Source organism: Streptomyces sp. NPDC032721 (assembly GCF_055579625.1).
Window position 1 is genome coordinate 229,258 of record NZ_JBVIMX010000005.1, and the last position, 19,676, is coordinate 248,933.

The following is a 19,676-nucleotide window of genomic DNA, read 5'->3' on the forward strand; positions in this document are numbered from 1 at the left end:
CAGCCGGTGGCCTCAGCGCGACCGGCGGCCCAGGACTGGTCGGCTGTGCTTCTCCGGTCCCAGCCGCTTCGCCAGGCCGGCGGGGGTGGGTGTTTCGAAGATCGCGCGGATCTGGACTTCCCTGCCGAGGGTGGCGCGGACCTGACCGGCGAGCTGGGTGGCGAGGAGGGAATGCCCGCCGAGGTCGAAGAAGTTGTCGTCCACTCCGATGTCGGGGACGCCCAGCACCTGGGCGAAGATGCGGCAGAGAGCCGCCTCTTCGGCTGATGCGGGTTCCCTGCTCTCGCCTTGGCCCGCGTACTCGGGCACCGGGAGGGCGGCGCGGTTCAGCTTGCCGTTCACCGTCAGCGGCAGCGCGTCCAGGACCACGATCGCGGCCGGAATCATGTACTCCGGCAGCAGGGTCGCCACATGGGTGCGCAGAGCGCCGACCGCCGCCCGGAACGCACGGACGTCCTCGGTGGACAGCTCGCGGGCGGGCACGACGTATCCGGTGAGGCGTCGGTCGCCCGGCCGGTCCTCGCGCACCACCACCGCGGCCTGGCCCACCGACGGGTGGGTGAGCAGGGCGGCCTCGATCTCGCCCCGCTCGATGCGGAAGCCGCGGATCTTGATCTGGTCGTCGGCCCTGCCGAGGTACTCGATCTGGCCCTCGGTGTTCCAGCGGGCGAGGTCACCCGTGCGGTACATACGCTCGCCGGGGCCGCCGTACGGGCAGGCGACGAACCGCTCCGCGGTCAGCCCTGCCCGGTTCAGGTACCCGCGTCCCAGACCGGCACCCGACACGTACAACTCTCCGGGCACGCCCTCCGGAACCGGTTGCAGTCCGCCGTCGAGCAGGTAGGTCCGCAGGTCCGGTATGGCCCGCCCGACGACACTCCCCGCCCGGCCCGCGTCCTCCGCGGTCAAGGGCGCGTACGTCACATGGACGGTGGTCTCGGTGATCCCGTACATGTTCACCAGTCGCGGCGCGCCGTCGGGATGACGGGCGTACCACTGCGCCAGCCGGCCGAGATCCAGTGCCTCTCCGCCGAAGACCACCAGCCGCAGGCAGAGTTCCTGGCCGAGGGCGGGGGCGTTCGCGTCGGCCTGGGCGAGCTGGTGGAACGCCGACGGCGTCTGGTTCAGCACCGTCACCCGCTCCCGCACCAGCAGACGCAGGAACTCCTCCGGCGACCGCGACACCGCGAACGGCACGACGACCAGCCGGCCGCCGTGGAGCAGCGCTCCCCAGAGTTCCCACACGGAGAAGTCGAACGCGAACGAGTGGAACCACGTCCACACGTCGTCGGGGCCGAATCCGAACCACCCGTCGGTGGCGGAGAACAGCCGGGTGACGTTCGCGTGGGTGATCACCACACCCTTGGGCCGGCCCGTCGATCCGGAGGTGTAGATCACGTACGCCGCGTGGCCCGGCAGCGGTGTACCGCCCCGCTCGCCGTCGGACAGGTCCTCGTCGGCGCGTTCACCCAGCGCGGCCGTCGTGGCGGGATCGTCCAGCCGCACCTGCACGATGCTCTCCGGCAGCACGTCCGCCACCGCTCCGGTGCCCACCACCAGTGCGGGAGCCGCGTCCTGGAGGACGTACGCCACCCGGTCAGCCGGATACTCCGGGTCGATCGGCACGTACGCCGCACCGGCCTTGACCACGGCGAGCAGGGCGACCACGAGATCCGGTGAGCGGTGCATCATCACCGCCACCCGCCGCTCAGGACCCGCACCCCGGGCCACCAGCAGTCGCGCCAGCCGGTTGGCCCGCGCGTTCAGCTCCGCGTAGGTGAGCCGTACGCCCTCGCACACCACCGCGTCCGCGTCCGGAGTCCGGGCCGCCTGGGCCTGGAACCGCTCGCAGAGCGTCGTAGTCGTAGGAGCGACATCGCCGACGAGGTCGTTCTCCTCGACCAGCATCCGGCGCTGCTTCTCGTCCAGCACCCGGACCGCACGCAGCGGTCGCCCGGGGTCCTCCTCCAGTGCCGTGACGAGGTCGGCGACCGCGGTCTGCAGGAAGGCGCCCACGGCTCGCGGATCGACCGGGGCCACCGACTGGACGGTGAGGGTGAAGAGGGGGTTGGTGTCGTTGACGGAGAGTTCCAGCGGGTAGTTGGTGCGCTCGTGCCCGTGGAGGACTTCGATCCCGTCGGGGCTCGGTGCGGCGGTGTCTTCGCTGTGGCGGAAGTTGAACAGCGAGGTGAACAGCGGTGTCCGGGCGGGAAGTGCGCTGGCCCGCTGGGCGAGGATGAGCGGTGCGTGCTCGTGCACCAGCAGGTCCGCGAGCTGCTGCCGCATCGCGTGTACGGCGTCGCGCACGCTCACGGAGGCGATGTCGAGGCGGGCGGGCAGCGTGTTGACGAACAGGCCGGGTATCCGGTCGGCGCCCGCTCCCGCGTTCATCCGGCCGAACAGCACAGTGCCGAACACCACGTCGTCCCGGCCCGAGGTCGCTGACACGACACGCGCCCAGGCGACGTGGAACAGTGTCGCCGGGCTGACACCCAGACGGCGTGCCTGCTCCCGCAGCCGCTGCCCCACCTCCGCGTCGAGCGGCATGCGCACCTCGGAGACGCCGCTGCCGTCGCCGTGCACGTCCAGCAGCCCGTACGGCGCGGTCGGCTCGCTAACGTCCCCGAGGAGCTCCGCGAAGAACCGCTCGTGCTCCTGCGCCGGGACCGTGAGCCGTGCCCGCGCGACGAACTCGCGGAACGGCAGCGGCGCGGGCAGCGTTTCTCCGCTGCCGGAGAGGATCGCGCGGATCTCGTCGAAGACCAGGGCGAGGGAGGTCCGGTCCTGAACCAGGTGATGCACTTCGAGCAGGACGTACCACCGCTGGTCGCCGGGGTCCCGCGCGACACCGGCCTGGATCAGGGGCGCGCTGCGGACGTCCATCGGCGCGGTACGTGTGGCCAGCAGGCCGCCCACGACGTCCGCGCCCTTCAGCGGGAGGGACCTGACCGCGACCGGGGCGGTGCGCAGGACGACCTGGACGGGTTCCCGCAGCCCTTCCCACAGGAAGGCAGTACGCAGGATGTCGTGCCGGTCGACCACCTGCTGGAGAGCGGTGAGGAAGGCGTCCACCCTGGGCCTGGAGTCGAAGCCGAGGACGTACGGCAGGGTGTAGAGGTCGGTGCCGTCCTCACCTTCGAGCAGGTGGTGGAAGAGGATGCCTTCCTGGAGCGGGGCCAGCGGGTAGATGTCGGCGACGTTGGCCGCGCCGCCAGGTACCGCCGCGAGGATTCCGTCGAGCTCCTGCGTCGTGAGGTCGGCGAGCGTGACCATCTCCGGTGTGATCACCGTGGCGCCGTCGGGGATGCCGTTGGCCGGCAGTACCGCCTTCGCCGCGCCCTCCAGCGCCGCCAGACCCGCCACGGTCGGGCTGGTGAACAGCGTTCGTACGTCCACCGCGACACCCGCCGTACGGGCCCGCTCCACGAGCGTCACCGCCAGCAGGGAGTGCCCGCCCAGCTCGAAGAAGTCGTCGTCGACGCCGACGGGGGGCAGGCCGAGCACCTCGGCGAACAGCCCGCACAGGATCTCCTCCCGCACCGTGGACGGCCCCCGGCCGGCCCTCCCGGCACCGTGGCCGGCCCTCCCGGCACCGTGATCCGGAACCGGCAGCGCCCTTCGGTCGAGCTTGCCGTTGACCGTCAGCGGCAGTCCGTCGAGCACCACGATCACGGCGGGGACCATGTACTCGGGCAACACCCGGGCCACGTGGGCGCGGAGCTCCGCGACGTCGACGTCCGTGCCACCGGCTGCCACCACGTACCCGGCCAGCCGCTCGTCGCCCGGCCGGTCCTCACGGACCGTCACGGCCGCCTGGGTGACGGACGGGTGGGTGAGCAGGGCGGCTTCGATCTCGCCGAGTTCGATGCGGAATCCGCGCAGTTTGACCTGGTCGTCCGTACGGCCCAGGTACTCCAGCTGCCCAGCGGTGTTCCAGCGGGCCAGGTCACCGGTCCGGTACATCCGCTCCCCCGGCCTGCCGTAGGGGTTGGCGACGAACCGTTCGGCGGTCAGTGCGGGCCGGTCGAGGTAACCCCGGGCCAACTGGACGCCTGCCAGGTACAGCTCCCCCGCCACCCCGGCCGGTACCGGCCGCAGCGCGGCATCCAGTACGAACACCCGGGTGTTCCACAGCGGGCGGCCGATCGGCACCACACCCCCCGTGTCGACGCCCGGCTCGCAGGTGAAGGCGGTGACGTCGATGGCGGCCTCGGTCGGCCCGTACAGGTTGTGCAACGGGACCGGCAGCACCGCGTGGAACCGGTCTCGCAACACGGCGGACAGCGTTTCGCCGCTGCAGACCACGGCCCGCAGGGACACGCACTCCCGGGCGGCGGGCTGGGCGACGAACACCTGGAGCATCGACGGGACGAAGTGGGCGATCGTCACGCCCTCGCGCCGGATCAGCTCGGCCAGGTACACCGGGTCGCGGTGCCCGCCCGGACGGGCCATCACGAGGGTGGCACCCTCGGTCAGCGGCCAGAAGAACTCCCACACGGACACGTCGAACCCGAACGGCGTCTTCTGCACCACCCGGTCGTCCGCCGTCAGCCGGTAGGCATCCTGCATCCACGTCAGCCGGTTGATCAGGCCCCGGTGGGTGAGCGTGACGCCCTTGGGACGTCCGGTGGACCCTGAGGTGTAGATGACGTAGGCCGGGTGATCGACGCGAAGGGCACGCGTACGGTCGCTGTCCTCCAGGTCGGCTGCGGACAGGCGGCTGAGAGTGGTGGCCAGTTGCGGGTCGTCGAGGACGAGGCAGGGGGTCCGGGCGGTGTCCGTGTCCGCCGGCCGCTGGGCGTCGGTGGTGAGGAGCAGTACGGGCCTGGCGTCGGCGAGCAGACCGGCTACGCGGTCGGCCGGGTGGTCGGGGTCGACGGGGAGGTAGGCGGCGCCTGTCTTGAGAACGGCCAGCAGGGCGACGACGAGATCGGTGGAGCGTTCCAGGTGGACCGCGACGAGGGTTTCGGGCCCGGCGCCGCGTCCGGCCATGAGGCGGGCGAGCCGGTTGGCACGGGCGTTGAGGTCGGCGTAGGTGAGCCGTACGTCCTCGAAGACCACGGCGGTGGCGTCGGGGGTGCGCGCGGCCTGCGCCCGGAAGAGGTCCGGAAGCGTCGCCACCGGCACCTCGTGCGCGGTGGCGTTCCACTCCGCCAGTACGCGGTGCCGCTCGTCGGCACTGAGCAGGTCGATGTCCGTGACGGGCCGTGCCGGGTCGGCGGTCACGGTGTCGAGGACGCGGACGAACCGCTCGGCCAGTGAGGTCGCCGTGCCGGGGTCGAAGAGGTCGGTGGCGTAGACGAGGGAGCCGGTCAGGCTGCCGTTGTGGGTCTCGCGGAGCTGAATGTCGAGGTCGAACTTGGCGGGCTGATCACCCGTGCGGAGGAGCTGGGTTCGGACGCCGGGCAGAGCGAGGCTCGCGGGGGCGCCGTTCTGCAGGGTGAGCATGACCTGGAAGAGGGGGTGGCGGGCCATGGACCGCGTGGGGGCGAGGTCTTCCACCAGCCGTTCGAAGGGCACGTCCTGGTGGGCGAAGGCGTCCAGACCCCCTTCGCGAACGCGGTGCAGGAGTGCGCGGAAGGACGGCTCGCCCGAGAGGTCGGTACGGAGGACCAGGGTGTTCACGAAGAAGCCGACCAGCTCGTCCAGGCCTTCGTCGGTACGGCCCGCCAGTGAGGTCCCGATGGGGATGTCGGTACCCGCGCCGAGTCGGAGGAGCAGGGTGGCGAGAGCGGCCTGGAGCACCATGAACTCGGTGACGCCCTCGGCGCGGGCCAGGCCGGTGATCCGCTGGTGGAGCTCGCCGTCGATGCACAGGTCGACCGTGCCACCGCGATGGGAGGCGACCGGTGGCCGAGGCCGGTCGGTGGGCAGGGTGAGTTCTTCCGGCAGACCCGCGAGGGTCTCGCGCCAGTGGTCCAGCTGGCGGTTGAGGGGGCTTGCCGCGTCTTGGTCCGCGCCCAGGAGGTCGTGCTGCCAGAGGGTGTAGTCCGCGTACTGGACGGGAAGCGGCTCCCAGTCCGGTGCCCGACCATCGGCACGGGCCGTGTAGGCAGCGGAGATGTCGCGGGCCAGCGGCGTCAGCGACCAGCCGTCACCTGCGATGTGGTGCAACACCAGGACCAACACATGCTCCTGCGGAGCGACCGCGAACAGCCGCACCCGCAGCGGGAGTTCATCGGTGAGACGGAAGGGACGCGCCGCCTCCGCAGCCACAACCCCCGCCAACTCACTCTCCGGCACCGCCTCCGGCACCAGCGGAAGATCGACCGCCTCACGGGCGAGAACACGCTGCCCAGAAACACCGTCGACCTGCCCGAACACCGTACGCAGAACTTCATGGCGAGCAACGACATCGGCCAGAGCGACCCGCAGCACCTCACTGTCCAGGTCCCCGGTAAGACGGAGCGCGATGGGAATGTTGTAGAGCGCCGAAGGCCCCTCCAACTGCTCCAAGAACCACAGGCGTTGCTGCGCGAACGACAACGGCACCGTGTCGGGCCTCGGCCGGGCAGCCAGCGGCAGTCGTACGCCGCCCGAGCCGGTCTCGGCGAGACGGCGGGCCAGCCCGGCAACGGTGGGGACTTCGAACAGGGCCCGGATCGGGATCTCGGCCCCAAGAGTGCTGCGGATGCGGCTGACCAGGCGGGTGGCCAGCAGGGAGTGGCCGCCGAGGTCGAAGAAGTTGTCGTCCACCCCGACCTTCGGCAGACCCAGGACGTCGGCGAACGCCTGACTGAGCAGGCGTTCCTGAAGGTTCCGCGGCTCCCGGCTCGGGCTCGTGGCGAGGTATTCGGGGGCAGGCAGGGCTTTGCGGTCCAGCTTGCGGTTCACCGTGAGCGGGAGTGCGGCCAGCTCGACGATAGCCGCCGGCACCATGTAGTCCGGCAGCACTGCTGACAGGCCTGCGCGGACATCCGCGACGTCCAGCCCGTCCAGACCGCCCGTCGGGACGACGTACCCCACCAGCCGCTTGTCACCCGGCTGGTCCTCACGGACCACCACCGCAGCCTGGGCGACGGACGGATGGGCCGTCAGCGCGGCCTCAACCTCACCGAGCTCGATACGGAAGCCGCGGATCTTCACCTGGTCGTCGGAACGGCCCAGGAAGTGGAGTTGCCCCTCGGCGTTCCACCGCACCAGGTCGCCGGTCCGGTACATCCGCTCCCCCGGCCCGCCGTAGGGGTTGGCGACGAACCGCTCGGCGGTCAGCGCGGGCCGGTCGAGGTAGCCCCGAGCCAGTTGGACCCCGGCCAGGTACAGCTCTCCGGCCACCCCCGCAGGCACCGGCCGCAACGACCGATCCAGTACGAAGGCCCGGGTGTTCGCCAGCGGGCGGCCGATCGGCGGAGTACCGCCCCGCGACGGCGCGGCGCAGCGCATCAGCGTGGCGCCGATGGTCGTCTCCGTCGGCCCGTAGCTGTTGCAGAACTCGCGGACGTCAGTGGCCCACCGGTCGACCAGGGCCGCGTCCGACGCCTCGCCTCCCACCACGAGCAACCGCAGCTCCGGCAGCCGCGCAGGGTCCAGCGACCGCGCCACTCCCGGTGTCACATGCGCCACTGTCACGCCCTGCGCACGCATCAGTCCCTCCAGGCGCGCAAGGTCGACCCGGTCCTCGTCGGCGGCCAGCACGAAGACCGCACCGGAGAGCAGGGTGACGAAGAGGTCCTGTACCGATACGTCGAAGCTGAACGCCGTCGCCCCCAGCACCCGCGCACGCTCGTCGATTCCATACTCCGGCATGACGGCGGCGATGTTGTTGGCGAGCGAACGATGCGTGACCACCACGCCCTTGGGACGGCCCGTGGACCCGGAGGTGTAGATGACGTACGCACGGTGGTCGAGCAGCAGCGGGCTGCGCCGTTCCGCGTCGGACAGGTCGTGCAGATCATGCAGGTCGTGCGCGGCACGGCCCGCCAAGTCCTGCCGCAACTGGGCATCGTCAAGTGACAGGTGAGCTACGTCGATGCCCGGCAGGCTCTCCCACGTCGCGTCGTCGGCGATGAGGACCGAGGGCCGCGCCTCGGCGAGCAGCCGGGCGATCCGGCCGGCCGGATGACCGGGATCGACGGGAAGGTAGGCAGCCCCTGTCTTGAGTACGGCCAGGATGGCGACGACGAGGTCGACGGACCGGGGAAGCGCCAGAGCAACCACCCGCTCGGGCTCCGCCCCGCGCTGCACCAGCAGGCGGGCGAGCCGGTTGGCGCGGGCGTTGAGCTGCGCATAGGACACTCCGACGCCCTCGAACACGACCGCGGTCGCGTCCGGGGTACGGGCGACCTGGGCCTGGAACAGCTCGGGGATGGTCGCGAGGGGGACATCGCGGGCCGTGTCGTTCCATTCGACCAGGACGCGGTCGCGTTCGGCAGCGTCGAGTATCTCTATGCGGTTGACCGGCACCGAGGGGTTCTGGGTCACTGTTTTCAGGACCCGGAGGAAGCGTTCACCGATGCCGGCGGCGGTGTGGTGGTCGAACAGATCGGCGGCGTAGGTGAGTACGCCCCCCAGCCCGGCGGGCTCGCCCCCGTCGGTGAGGTGTTCGCTGAACTGGACGTCCAGGTCGAGCTTGGCAGGACGGTTCCCGGGCGGCAGCACCTCGACGGTCAGGCCGGGCAACGCGAGGTCCGGCGTGGTGTTGTTCTGCAGGGTGAGCATGACCTGGAAGAGGGGGTGACGGGCCATCGACCGTACGGGCGAGAGCTCCTCCACCAAGCGCTCGAACGGCACGTCCTGATGCGCGTAGGCACTCAGCGCACGCTCACGAACCCGCCCGAGGAGCTCGGTGAAGTCGGGGTTCCCCGACACGTCGGAGCGCAGCACGAGCGTGTTGACGAAGAAGCCCACCAGATCGTCAAGGGCCTCGTCGGTCCGACCGGCCACAGGGGTGCCGATGGGGATGTCCTCCCCCGCGCCCAGACGGTGCAGCAGAGCAGCCAACGCCGCCTGCACCACCATGAACACCGTCACACCCTGCGCACGGGCGAGCTCCACCACGGCCCGATGCACTTCGGCATCGACACGCAGCTCCACAGCGCCACCCCGACGAGAAGCCACTGCCGGACGCGACCGGTCCACGGGCAGCACCAACTCTTCCGGCGTACCCGCCAACGCCGCACGCCAGTAGTCGAGTTGCGTGGACAGGGCGCTACTGGAATCGCCCTGGTCGCCCAGGAGGTCGTGCTGCCAGAGGGTGTAGTCCGCGTACTGGACGGGAAGCGGCTCCCAGTCCGGTGCCCGACCATCGGCACGGGCCGTGTAGGCAGCGGAGATGTCGCGGGCCAGCGGTGTCAACGACCAGCCGTCACCGGCGATGTGGTGCAGCACCAGGACCAACACATGCTCCTGCGGAGCGACCGCGAACAGCCGCACCCGCAGCGGGAGTTCATCGGTGAGACGAAAGGGACGCACCGCCTCCGCAGCCACAACCCCCGCCAACTCGCTCTCCGCCACCACCTCCGGCACCAGCGGAAGATCGACCGCCTCAAGGGCGAGAACACGCTGCTCAGAAACACCGTCGACATGCCCGAAGACCGTACGCAGAACTTCATGGCGAGCAACGACATCGGCCAGAGCGCCCCGCAGCACCTCACTATCCAGGTCCCCAGTGAGACGGAGCGTGATGGGAATGTTGTAAAGCGCGGAAGGACCCTCCAACTGCTCCAAGAACCACAGGCGTTGCTGCGCGAACGACAGCGGCACCACCTCCGGCCGCTCCACTCGCGCCAGCCCGCGCCGGGACGCACCGGAAGCGGTCACCCGGCCGACGAGGACAGCCGGGACAGGCATTTCGAACACCGCCCGGATCGGCAGCTCCACGCCGAACACCGACCGGATCCGGCTGACCAATCGGGTCACCAGCAGCGAGTGCCCGCCGAGCTCGAAGAAGTTGTCGTCGACCCCCACCGACGGCAGATCGAGCACCTCCGCGAACACCGCGCACAGGAGCTCCTCCTGCGCACTCGACGGGCCCCGGCCGGTGACACCGGCACCGAAGTCGGGGGCAGGCAGAGCTCTGCGGTCCAGTTTGCGGGTCACCGTGAGCGGGAGTGCGGCCAGCTCGACGATCGCCGCCGGCACCATGTACTCCGGCAACACGGCCGACAGACCTGCCCGGACATCCGCGACGTCCACCCCACCCAGACCGCCCGTGGGGACGACGTACCCCACCAGCCGCTTGTCGCCCGGCCGGTCCTCACGGACCACCGCCGCCGCCTGGGCGACGGACGGATGCGCCGCCAGCGCCGCCTCGACCTCCCCCAGCTCGATGCGGAAACCACGCACCTTCACCTGATCGTCGGTACGGCCCAGATACTCCAGCTGCCCCTCGGTGCTCCACCGAGCCAGGTCACCGGTCCGGTACATCCGCTCACCCGGCCCGCCATAGGGATTGGCGACGAACCGCTCCGCGGTCAGCACAGGCCGGTCAAGGTAGCCCCGGCCCAGCCCGGCGCCGCACATGTACAGCTCGCCCGCCACCCCGACCGGCACCGGCTGCAACGCCGCGTCCAGCACCAGCACCCGGGCGTTGGCGATCGGCTTGCCGATGGGCGCACGGCCGTCGTGTCCGGGCTGGAGGTCCGCCCACGTCGACCACACGGTGGTCTCCGTCGGGCCGTACAGATTGGTCACCGACGCCGCCGTCGCCGTCAACCGCCCGGCCAGCACCGGAGGCAGTACCTCACCACCGACCAGCACCCGCAGCCCGCGCACCGCCTCCGGAGCCTCCGCGACCAGGCCCTGCCACCCCGCAGGCGTCGCCTGCAACACCGTGGCTCCGGCCCCGGCGATCAGCCGCCCGAGCACCCGCGGATCCCGCACGGTGTCCCGGTCGGCCAACACCACCCGAGCACCCGACACCAACGGCACGTACAACTCCAGTACATGGAGATCGAAAGCCACCGTCGTCACCGCGACGACGACGTCATCGGCGTCCAACGACAGCTGCCCGCGCAAGGCAGCCACGAAGTTGCCGAGCCCCCGCCGGGAGACCACCACCCCCTTCGGCTGCCCCGTGGAACCCGACGTGTACATCACGTACACGGCATGGTCGGGCAGCAGCGCCGCACCGCGCTCGGCATCGGTCAGATCCTCGCCCCCGAGGCGTACACACGCCTCGACGGTCTCCGGGGCATCCACCACCAATCGCGGCACCCCCTCGGGCACCACCGACACCACCGCGCGGGAGGTCACCACCAGCACCGGGCGAGCATCGGCCATCACGTACGCGATCCGGTCGGCGGGATGGCCGGGATCGATCGGCACGTACGCCGCCCCCGTCTTCGCCACCGCCAGCAGGGCGGCCACCAGGTCGGGCGAGCGGTCCATCAGAACCGCCACCCGGCTCTCCGGGCCCACGCCCCGGGTGACCAGCAGCCGCGCCAGACGGTTCACCCGAGCGTTCAGCACCGCGTAGGAGACTTCGGTGGCCTCGCACACCACCGCGGTCGCGTCCGGGGTGCGGGCGACCTGTGCTTCGAACAGGTCCGGCAGCGCTGACGCAGGGACCTCGTGTGCCGTGTCGTTCCACTCCACCACAGTGCGGTGATGCTCGGCCGGGGTGGCGAGCCCCAGCCGGGCGATCGGCGCATCGGGCTCCAGGCGGGCCAGGCCCGCGAGCAGGTGGAGGAACCGCGCCTGGTGGGCGGCGTTCTCCTCCTCGGTGTAGAGCGCGGGATTGGCCAGGAAGTCCACCCGCAGGCCTGCGTCCCGCTCGTAGACGAGGATCGTCAGGTCGTCCACCGCACCGTTCGCCAGATAGGTGCGCCCGGTGGTCTCGCATCGCCCGAACCGGGGCATCGTCCGGTCGTCGGGGAGGAAGTTGATGACGGGGCCGAACATGCGACTGCCGGTACGGGCGGGTTTCAGGTCGCGATGCAGGTGCTCGTAGCGGTAACGCTGGTGCCGCAGAACCCCCCGGCTCCGTGCGGACGCCTCCCGGGCCAGGCCGGACACGCTCATGTCCGGTGCGAGGGGCAGGCGCAGCGGCAGTGCCTGGGCCATGCTCGCCAACGCTCCCCGCACGCGCGAGCCCTTGCGCGCCGTGACGGTCAGTCCCAGCACCACCTCCTCTGCCTGTGCCACTCGTTGCACGTACAGCCCGGCGGCCCCGATCAGCAGTGCGGGCAGGGCGACACCCGAGGCGCGGGCCAACTGCCTTAGCGACTGGGCGACTTCGGCCGACACCACGGCGGTACGGCGGTGCGCATGACGGGATGCGAACGCCGCCCCCGAGGCCAGGGTGACGGCTTCGGGCGCGTCCGCCATCTGGCCCGCCCAGTACGCCCGGTCCTGTGCGAACTGCTCGCTCCCGCGGTACGCCTCGTCTTCGGCCACGATCTCTTCGAGGGTCGCGAACGGAGTGAACGGGCAGTCCTGTCCCTCCTCCAGCGCGGTGTAGATCTCCGCCACCCGGTTCAGCCACACCGAGTATCCAATGCCGTCGAGAGCAATGTGGTGGGCCCCCAGATACACCACGTACCTGTCCTCGCCCACCAGAAGCGCGGCCAGGCTCCAGACGCGGCCCCCTTCGAGATCGGCGGGACGGGCCGCCTCCGCACGCATCCACGTCTGCGCGGCCGCCGCCGGCTCGGGCTCCTGCCGGAGGTCGATCACGGACAGTCGGTAGTCGAGCAGGGGCTCGACCACCTGCCACGGCCCGTCGCCACCCTGCCCGAACCGCACGCGCAACAGCTCCGTCTCGGCCAACGCCTGGCCGAACGCCTTTTCCAGCAGGGCGAGTTGGAGACTGCCGACGACGTCCAGGTAGTCCACCATGTTCTGGGCCGGGCTCTCCGGGTCCAGAGCCTGGGCGTACCAGATGCCTTCTTGAGCTGCGGTCAGGGCTTTTGGGGCATGGTTCGGCAAGGTGAATGTCCCGTGTACTTGGTATTCAGCGAAGAGAGCGAAGAGTCGGCAGAAGGACCTGTGCCGCCGTGCGACGGCGGACGGCCGCTGGACCCGTTACGTCAGTTGTCGCCCATGGCATCCACCAGGCTCTTGGGCCGCATGTCGGTCCAGGTGCGCTCGACGTAGTCCAGGCAGTCCTGTCGCGAAGCCTCGCCGAACGCGATCTCCCAGCCCTCGGGGACGTCGACGAAGGTCGGCCAGAGCGAGTACTGCTCCTCCGGATTGACCAGTACCAGGTAAGTAGCTTCTTGGTCCTCGAACGGATTCGTCATATTGGGGCCTTCTCGTGCTCATTGCTCGTGTTCTTCGTGAACTTGACTCAGAGGGAGTACAACCGCCCCAAGTGAACAAGTAGGTACTCCCGTTCGACTTCGGGATGATCACGCAGTGGCCGGAGAGCCCTGCCGGTCACGTCTCGTAACGGTTGGTGATCTTCGCCGGGTGCAGGCAGCGCCCGCCATGACCTGCGGTGTCACACACCCGCCCCTGCCGCAGGGCGCCCCGCCCCGGCAGCGTTCACACCGGACGGCGCCGGACGCCGGGCCGGACCTGATCCGGCGTCGGCCGCCAGGTGAAGCTCGACAAGCCCGCCCGGCGGATAGCGGTCCTCGAACGGCAGCAGGTCGAGGACGCGCTCACCCTGCGCGTCACCCCCACCGCAGTCTCCGACGCGAAGGGATACCGCACCTGGGTCAGCGCGGAGAAGCTGCCCGACGGAGTGAAGGACATCGGCACACGTGAGGAACCCGACCTCGACACTCTCCACGCGGCCAAGTCCGACCTCATCGTCGTGGAGGCGTTCGCACCAAGGACGAAAAGATCAAGAAGCTGGAGAAGCGGGGCGTCCCCGTGATGGCCACGCGGGGAGCCGACCCGAAGGACCCGATCGGGAACATGCGGAAGGTGTCCAGCCGCACCCACCGCACTGCCTGCACTGGTTCTGACTACGGCCTGCTCACGGGAGGGAGGTTGTCCGTGCTCAAGGGGGATTCCTTCGGTGGGGGTTCGTGCCGATGTCCGCTTCCCCGACGGAACCACCCACCGGCCCCTCGACCGGGCCGCTGTCATCGACTCATCACCTACCGCGCGAAGCACCGTCATACGGCCGAAGCACCCACGGCACGATCAGGTATGTCCGCGCTGTCGTTCGGTGTGCTCCGGGAGCGGGCTGCTCGGTAGCGTGGGCGTTCGCTGCATGAGGTGTTCAGGCGCCCGGCCGTTCCGAGCCGACGCCTGCGACGGAGAGTGACGAGGCTGTACATGAGTGAACTGGCGAAGCCCGAGGTCGACGTCCCGACGGGTGATGCTCCTACCGAGCTGACCGTCCGGGACCTGGTCGTCGGGCAGGGGCCCGAGGTGAAGTCCGGCATGGTGGTCCGGGTCCACTACGTCGGAGTGACCTTTGAGACCGGGAAGGAGTTCGACTCCTCCTGGGACCGGGACCAGCCGTTCAAGTTCGCCCTGGGCAGTGGCAGGGTCATCAAGGGCTGGGACCGGGGAGTGCGGGGGATGAAGGTCGGCGGCCGGCGCGAACTCGTCGTGCCGCCTCGTCTCGGCTACGGCAATCAGTCGCCCTCGCCGTTGATTCCGCCGGGCTCGACCCTGGTCTTCGTGGTGGACCTGCTCGACTCGTACTCCAGCACGGCCGGGTGGAGCAACTCCCGGTAACCGGATCTCGTAGCAGGCCGCGGTGGGGCTGGGGCGTTTGTCGGGCAGCTGGGGCGAGGTGGGACAAGTCGTGTGTCGTAGAAGCGACATGTCGTAAGCACGGCATCGAAAAGGCTGGTGCGGCGATCATGAGGGGCCCCAGTCTGTAGCCGCTCCGCGCGTCCGTTTCCATGCCCCCTGGAAAGGTTCCGATGCACATACGGCTCAGACCTTCCGCCGCTCTGGCGGCCGGCATCCTCATCGCCACCCTGGTCCCCACCTCCTCCGGCGCGATCGCCGCCCCGGGGCCCGCCTCCCCCGGCGGGAACTCCGTCGACCGCCCGCAGATCACCTCCGTCACGCTCGTGACCGGTGACCGGGTGCGGCTGCAGACCTTCCCCGGCGGCCGGAAGACCGTCTCCGTCGAGCCGGCCCCGGGCGCCTCGGAGGCAGACTTCTCCCAGCTGGAGATCGACAAGCAGTTGTACGTGCTGCCCCGCGCCGCGCTCCCGTACATCTCCTCCGGCAAGCTGGACCGGCAGCTGTTCAACATCACCTCCCTGATCGAGCAGGGTTACGACGACGGCCACGCCTCCGCCATCCCGCTGATCGCCCGCTACACCGGCGGTACGGATCCCAAGTCCAAGGCGGCGCCGACCGGTTCGCGCAAGGGCCCGGTCATCAAGAGCCTGCGCGGCTCGGCGCTGAGGGCGGACAAGAAGCAGGCCGGACGCTTCTGGAACGCCATCGATGACGACACGCTCGCCGGGAGCGGCACCGGTTCCGGGGGCGACGCGAAGAACGCCGCTCCCAAGAACGCCGCTCTCAAGAACGCGGCCTTCGAGGGCGGCATCGAGAAGCTGTGGCTGGACGCGAAGGTCCACGCCACTCTGGAGCACAGCACCGCGCAGATCGGCGCTCCCGAGGCATGGCAGGCCGGCTACACCGGAAGCGGCGCGACCGTCGCCGTCCTGGACACCGGCGTCGACGCCACGCACCCCGACCTGGCCGGGAAACTCGGCGAGGTACGCAACTTCACCGCCGACCCCACCGCGAACGACGGCCACGGCCACGGCACCCACGTCGCCTCCACCGTCGCCGGCAGCGGCGCCTCCTCGGGCGGCTCGCGCAAGGGCGTGGCACCGGGGGCGCGGCTGCTGATCGGCAAGGTCCTCGACGACAAGGGCTCCGGGCCGACCTCCGCCATCATCAGCGGCATGGAGTGGGCCGCCCGCTCGGGCGCCGACATCGTCAGCATGAGCCTGGGCGGCACGCCCACCGACGGCACGGACATCCTCAGCATCGTCCTCGACGCTCTCACCGAGGAGACCGGCGCCCTCTTCGTCGTCGCTGCGGGCAACACGGGCTCCGACTACTCCGTGGGGACCCCGGGCGCTGCCGAGAAGGCCCTGACCGTGGGCGCCGTCGACCGCGACGACAAGCTGGCCTCCTTCTCCAGCCGCGGTCCGCGTGTCGGGGACAACGGTGCCAAGCCCGACCTGACCGCTCCCGGCGTCGGCATCGTCGCCGCCCGCGCCGCCGGTACGTCCATGGGCCGGCCGGTGGACGCGGCCTACACCGCCGCGTCGGGTACGTCCATGGCGACCCCTCACGTAGCGGGCGCGGCGGCGGTCCTGGCCGGGCGTCACCCCGGCTGGAGCGCCCAGCAGCTCAAGGACGCGTTGATGAGCACGACGCGTACGGCACCCGGCCAGAGCGCCTACGAGCAGGGCACCGGCCGGGTGGACGTGGCCCGCTCGGTGCGCCAGCAGGTGCGCGCCACCGGCACCACCACGTTCGGCATGCTGGCGTCGGACACGGGCCCGCGGCAGGTGAAAGTCACCTACACCAACGACGGCGACGCACCCGTCCCGCTCACCCTGGCCACCACGTTCGACAAGCTCTACGGTGCTCCGGCCCCGGCAGGAGCCGTAAGCGCCCCCCAGCAGGTCACCGTGCCCGCCCGCGGCACTGCCGACGTGACCGTCACCCTCGACACCCCCGCACTGCCCGAGGGCGTCTACGGCGGCCGTCTCACCGCCACCTCGGCCGACGGGCAGGCCGTCGCGCACACCGTTCTCGCCGCGACGAAGGACCCCGTCAAGCGCAAGGTCACCGTGCGCGGCATCGACCGCGCCGGGCAGCCCGCGACCGTCTCCCCGCTGATCATGCTGGGCCCCACGGGCCGCTTCGACGTCATCCAGGAAGTACCGGCGGGGCAGAGCCTGACGGTGGACCTGCCCGAGGGCAGTTACTACCTGCACGGCGTCATCTCGCAGCACACGGAGGACAACGTCACCCACAGCCTGGTGGTCAACCCCCAACTGCGGGTGGCCGGTGCCACGGACCTGACGCTCGACGCACGCAAGGCGGTCCCCGTACGGATCCGGACCCCCGAACCGGCCGAGCAGCGGGGCCCGCTGGTCTTCTCCACCCACTTCAAGAACGCCGACCGGGAGTTCGTCAGCTTCTTCACCAGCGCACACAGCGGCGGACAGCTCCTCCACGTCACGCCCACCGAGGCGTTCACCGGGGGAACCTTCGAGTTCACCTCCCGCTGGCAGCTGACCGCACCGATGCTCCGCGCCCGCGCGCTCCCCGCCGCCACGACCGGCGTCCCCGTCCGGCTGCTCCACAACTCCCCCGCCGTGGAGGGCGTCCGGCGCCTGCGCGTGGTGGATGCCGGTCGCGGACGGCCCGAGGACTACGAGGCGCTGCGCGCCCGGGGCACGGACGTCCGCGGAGCGGCGGTGCTCGTGCAACTGGAAGGGGTGGAGTACGACGAGGCGGTGACCTCGGCCGCCCGAGCCGGAGCGGCGGCCGCCATCACCACCGCGAGCGGCAGCCAGTACGCGGCCGCCACCTGGCAGCCGGTGGGCCCGCGGCTGCCCGCGATCGGCCTGTACGCCTCCCGCGCCACCGCGCAGCGGCTGCGCGCGCCGGGCACCGTACTGGAGCTGAAGGGCACCCCGGACAGCCCGTACCTCTACGACGTCGTGCAGGTCGCCGAACAGCGCGTCCCCCGGCAGGTGGTCCACGAGGTCGGGCCGAAGAACACGGCCACCGTTCTCTCGCGCTACCCGGACACGGGCGGCACGCGCTACGTCACGGAGAACCGGGAGTCCTGGCGCCCGTGGGAGGGGGAAGAGGTGTACCTCGCCGCGCGGGCCCGGTATGTCCGCACCGGGCAGGCGCGGACGGAGTACCTGAGCGGTCCTGCCGACACCCGGTGGCTGCACTGGGTCAACCCCCGCAACGCCTGGGCGTCCCAGGCGGTGGGGACCGGCATGTTCGGTCCGCTGCGCACCTACCGGCCCGGTGAGCGCACGACGGAGAGCTGGTACGCCCCCGTGGTGCGCCCGGCGATCCCCCGCGGTGCCGAAGGCCTCGCCCACCGCAAGGGTGATCAACTGACCGTGGGAATCCCCGAGTTCACCGACAACGCCTCCGGCCACTACGGCTTCGCCCTGCCCCGTGCGGACGCCGCCACCCCGTCGCCCGACGAGAGCCACGCCGTACTGCGCCGCGACGGCAAGATCCTCGCCGAGGGCCCCCGGGCATGGGGCACCTTCCCCGCGGGCGGGGACGACGGCCGCTACGAGCTGGACCTGGACGTGAAGCGCACCAGCGCCGGGGGCACCCTCTCGCGGGCCACCAGCAGCCGCTGGTCGTTCACGGCCCCTCGCCCCGGCGAGGGCAAGGAGTCACTGCTTCCGCTCCTCCAGCTCGACTACGACGTGGCCACCGACCTCCGGGGCGCCGCCCCTGCCTCCAGGCCCTTCGCCTTCGGGGTGAGCGCCCGTCACCAGGACGGTCTGACGGGCCGTGCCGTGAAGGGCATGCAGGTGTCCGTCTCGTACGACGACGGCAAGCAGTGGCGGGCGGCGAAGGCTTCGGCCCGGGGCGACGGCGCCTACCGCGTCCACGTCACCCACCCCCCGGCCGCCCGCACCAGCGGGTACGTCACGCTGCGGGTCCGCGCCTGGGACGACGCGGGCAATGAGGTGACGCAGCAGATCGAGCGGGCGTACGCGTTGAGGTAGTACGCGAGATCCGGAAGCCGCGGCCTGTCCCCCCGGTCGCGGCTTCCGTACGTCCTACGAGAGCCAGTCGCGCCGCGCCGCCTGCCACACCAGCTGCGTACGCGTCGTCGCGCCCGCCCGCCGCATCAGTGCGGTGATCCGGCGCTGCACCGTGCGGTGACTCACCCCCAGCTGGGTGGCGATTGCCTTGTCCGCCACGCCCGCGACGACCAGGGAGAGCAGATAGCGCTCGTCGTCGGCGAGGCTGCCGCCCGGCCCCATGCCGCCGGCGAAGTCGGCCAGTTCGCCCTCCTCCGTGACGTGCAGCGGGGTTCCCGCCGCCCACTGGATGTCGAAGAGGGCGATGAGGGCGTCCAGGAGACTGCTGCTGCGGATGACGGCGGCGGTCGGCTCGCCCCGGGCGGCGCTCGCGCCACCCGGCATCAGCGGACAGACGGCGACGGAGCTGTCCACGATGACCATGCGCACGGGCAACGTACTGGTGGCGCGGGCCACTTCACCGGCTCGTACGCTCTGGGCAACGTTGTCGACCATGCCGGGCTGCTCCAGGCAGGCCCGTTCGTAGATCGCCTCGTAGCGGATGCCCTGGGCGAGCAGTTCGAACTCCTCGTCGTTGTCCTGGGCGCGCAGCGCCACCGGATCGGCCTTGCAGAACCACCGCAGGTCGCTGCGGGCCCCGTAGGCAAGTTGGCGGAGCTGCCCTCGGATGGCCCCGCTGCCGGTGATCACCTCGACCAGTTCCCCGGCGTCATGGCGCCGGCCGGCCGCCCGGTACTCCTCGGTCAGCTGCTCCACTCCGCGCCGCGCCCACTCCAGCGCTTCCTGGCCGCGCGCGAGCAGGGGCTGCAGCGCCACGTCCGGCGGGACGGGTACGTATGTGCCGCCGTCGCCGGGCGGCAGCTCGACCAGACCTTTGTCGTGCAGGGAGGACAGCAGTAACGCCGCCTCGTACTCCCGGATGTGGAGCCGTTGGACGATCTCGGCCAGGCCCGCGTCCCGTACCTCCACCAGAAGGCGGTAGACCCTCTCCTCCGCTGCCCCGATCCCCGCGATCTTCAGCATGTGCCCTCTCCCTCG

General features: G+C 70.8%; 5 protein-coding genes and 1 pseudogene. 3 read left to right on the forward strand and 3 right to left on the reverse strand.

Annotated features, from left to right (window positions below):
• Positions 1-12: 12 nt before the first annotated feature.
• Complete coding sequence (locus tag ACZ5PB_RS13340) at positions 13-12,867, reverse strand: non-ribosomal peptide synthetase (RefSeq protein WP_468690606.1); 12,855 nt, start codon at positions 12,865-12,867, stop codon at positions 13-15.
• Between the two features lie 101 nt (positions 12,868-12,968).
• Entirely contained in the window at positions 12,969-13,181 is a 213-nt protein-coding gene (locus ACZ5PB_RS13345; RefSeq protein ID WP_468690608.1) for an MbtH family protein, read from the reverse strand.
• A gap of 284 nt (positions 13,182-13,465) precedes the next feature.
• Between ACZ5PB_RS13345 and ACZ5PB_RS13350 the strand changes: the two are divergent.
• The 3 genes and pseudogenes from ACZ5PB_RS13350 to ACZ5PB_RS13360 form a co-directional block, all read left to right on the forward strand.
• Positions 13,466-13,821, forward strand: a pseudogene (locus ACZ5PB_RS13350) (ABC transporter substrate-binding protein); the annotation flags it as partial.
• 348 nt (positions 13,822-14,169) lie between these two features.
• On the forward strand, positions 14,170-14,577 hold the full coding sequence (locus ACZ5PB_RS13355) for an FKBP-type peptidyl-prolyl cis-trans isomerase (protein ID WP_468690609.1): 408 nt from the start codon (positions 14,170-14,172) through the stop codon (positions 14,575-14,577).
• 191 nt (positions 14,578-14,768) lie between these two features.
• Positions 14,769-18,599: a S8 family serine peptidase gene (locus ACZ5PB_RS13360; RefSeq protein WP_468690611.1), complete on the forward strand. Its 3,831-nt coding sequence runs from the start codon at positions 14,769-14,771 to the stop codon at positions 18,597-18,599.
• A gap of 54 nt (positions 18,600-18,653) precedes the next feature.
• Here ACZ5PB_RS13360 and ACZ5PB_RS13365 read toward each other — a convergent pair whose 3' ends face one another.
• Positions 18,654-19,661: a helix-turn-helix domain-containing protein gene (locus ACZ5PB_RS13365; RefSeq protein ID WP_468690612.1), complete on the reverse strand. Its 1,008-nt coding sequence runs from the start codon at positions 19,659-19,661 to the stop codon at positions 18,654-18,656.
• Positions 19,662-19,676 lie beyond the last annotated feature (15 nt).

Excerpts from the sequence above, each read along its gene's own strand:
- ACZ5PB_RS13345 (WP_468690608.1), bottom strand. The coding sequence starts at position 13,181 with ATGACGAATCCGTTCGAGGACCAAGAAGCTACTTACCTGGTACTGGTC.
- ACZ5PB_RS13355 (WP_468690609.1), top strand. The coding sequence starts at position 14,170 with ATGAGTGAACTGGCGAAGCCCGAGGTCGACGTCCCGACGGGTGATGCT.
- ACZ5PB_RS13360 (WP_468690611.1), top strand. The coding sequence starts at position 14,769 with ATGCACATACGGCTCAGACCTTCCGCCGCTCTGGCGGCCGGCATCCTC.
- ACZ5PB_RS13365 (WP_468690612.1), bottom strand. The coding sequence starts at position 19,661 with ATGCTGAAGATCGCGGGGATCGGGGCAGCGGAGGAGAGGGTCTACCGC.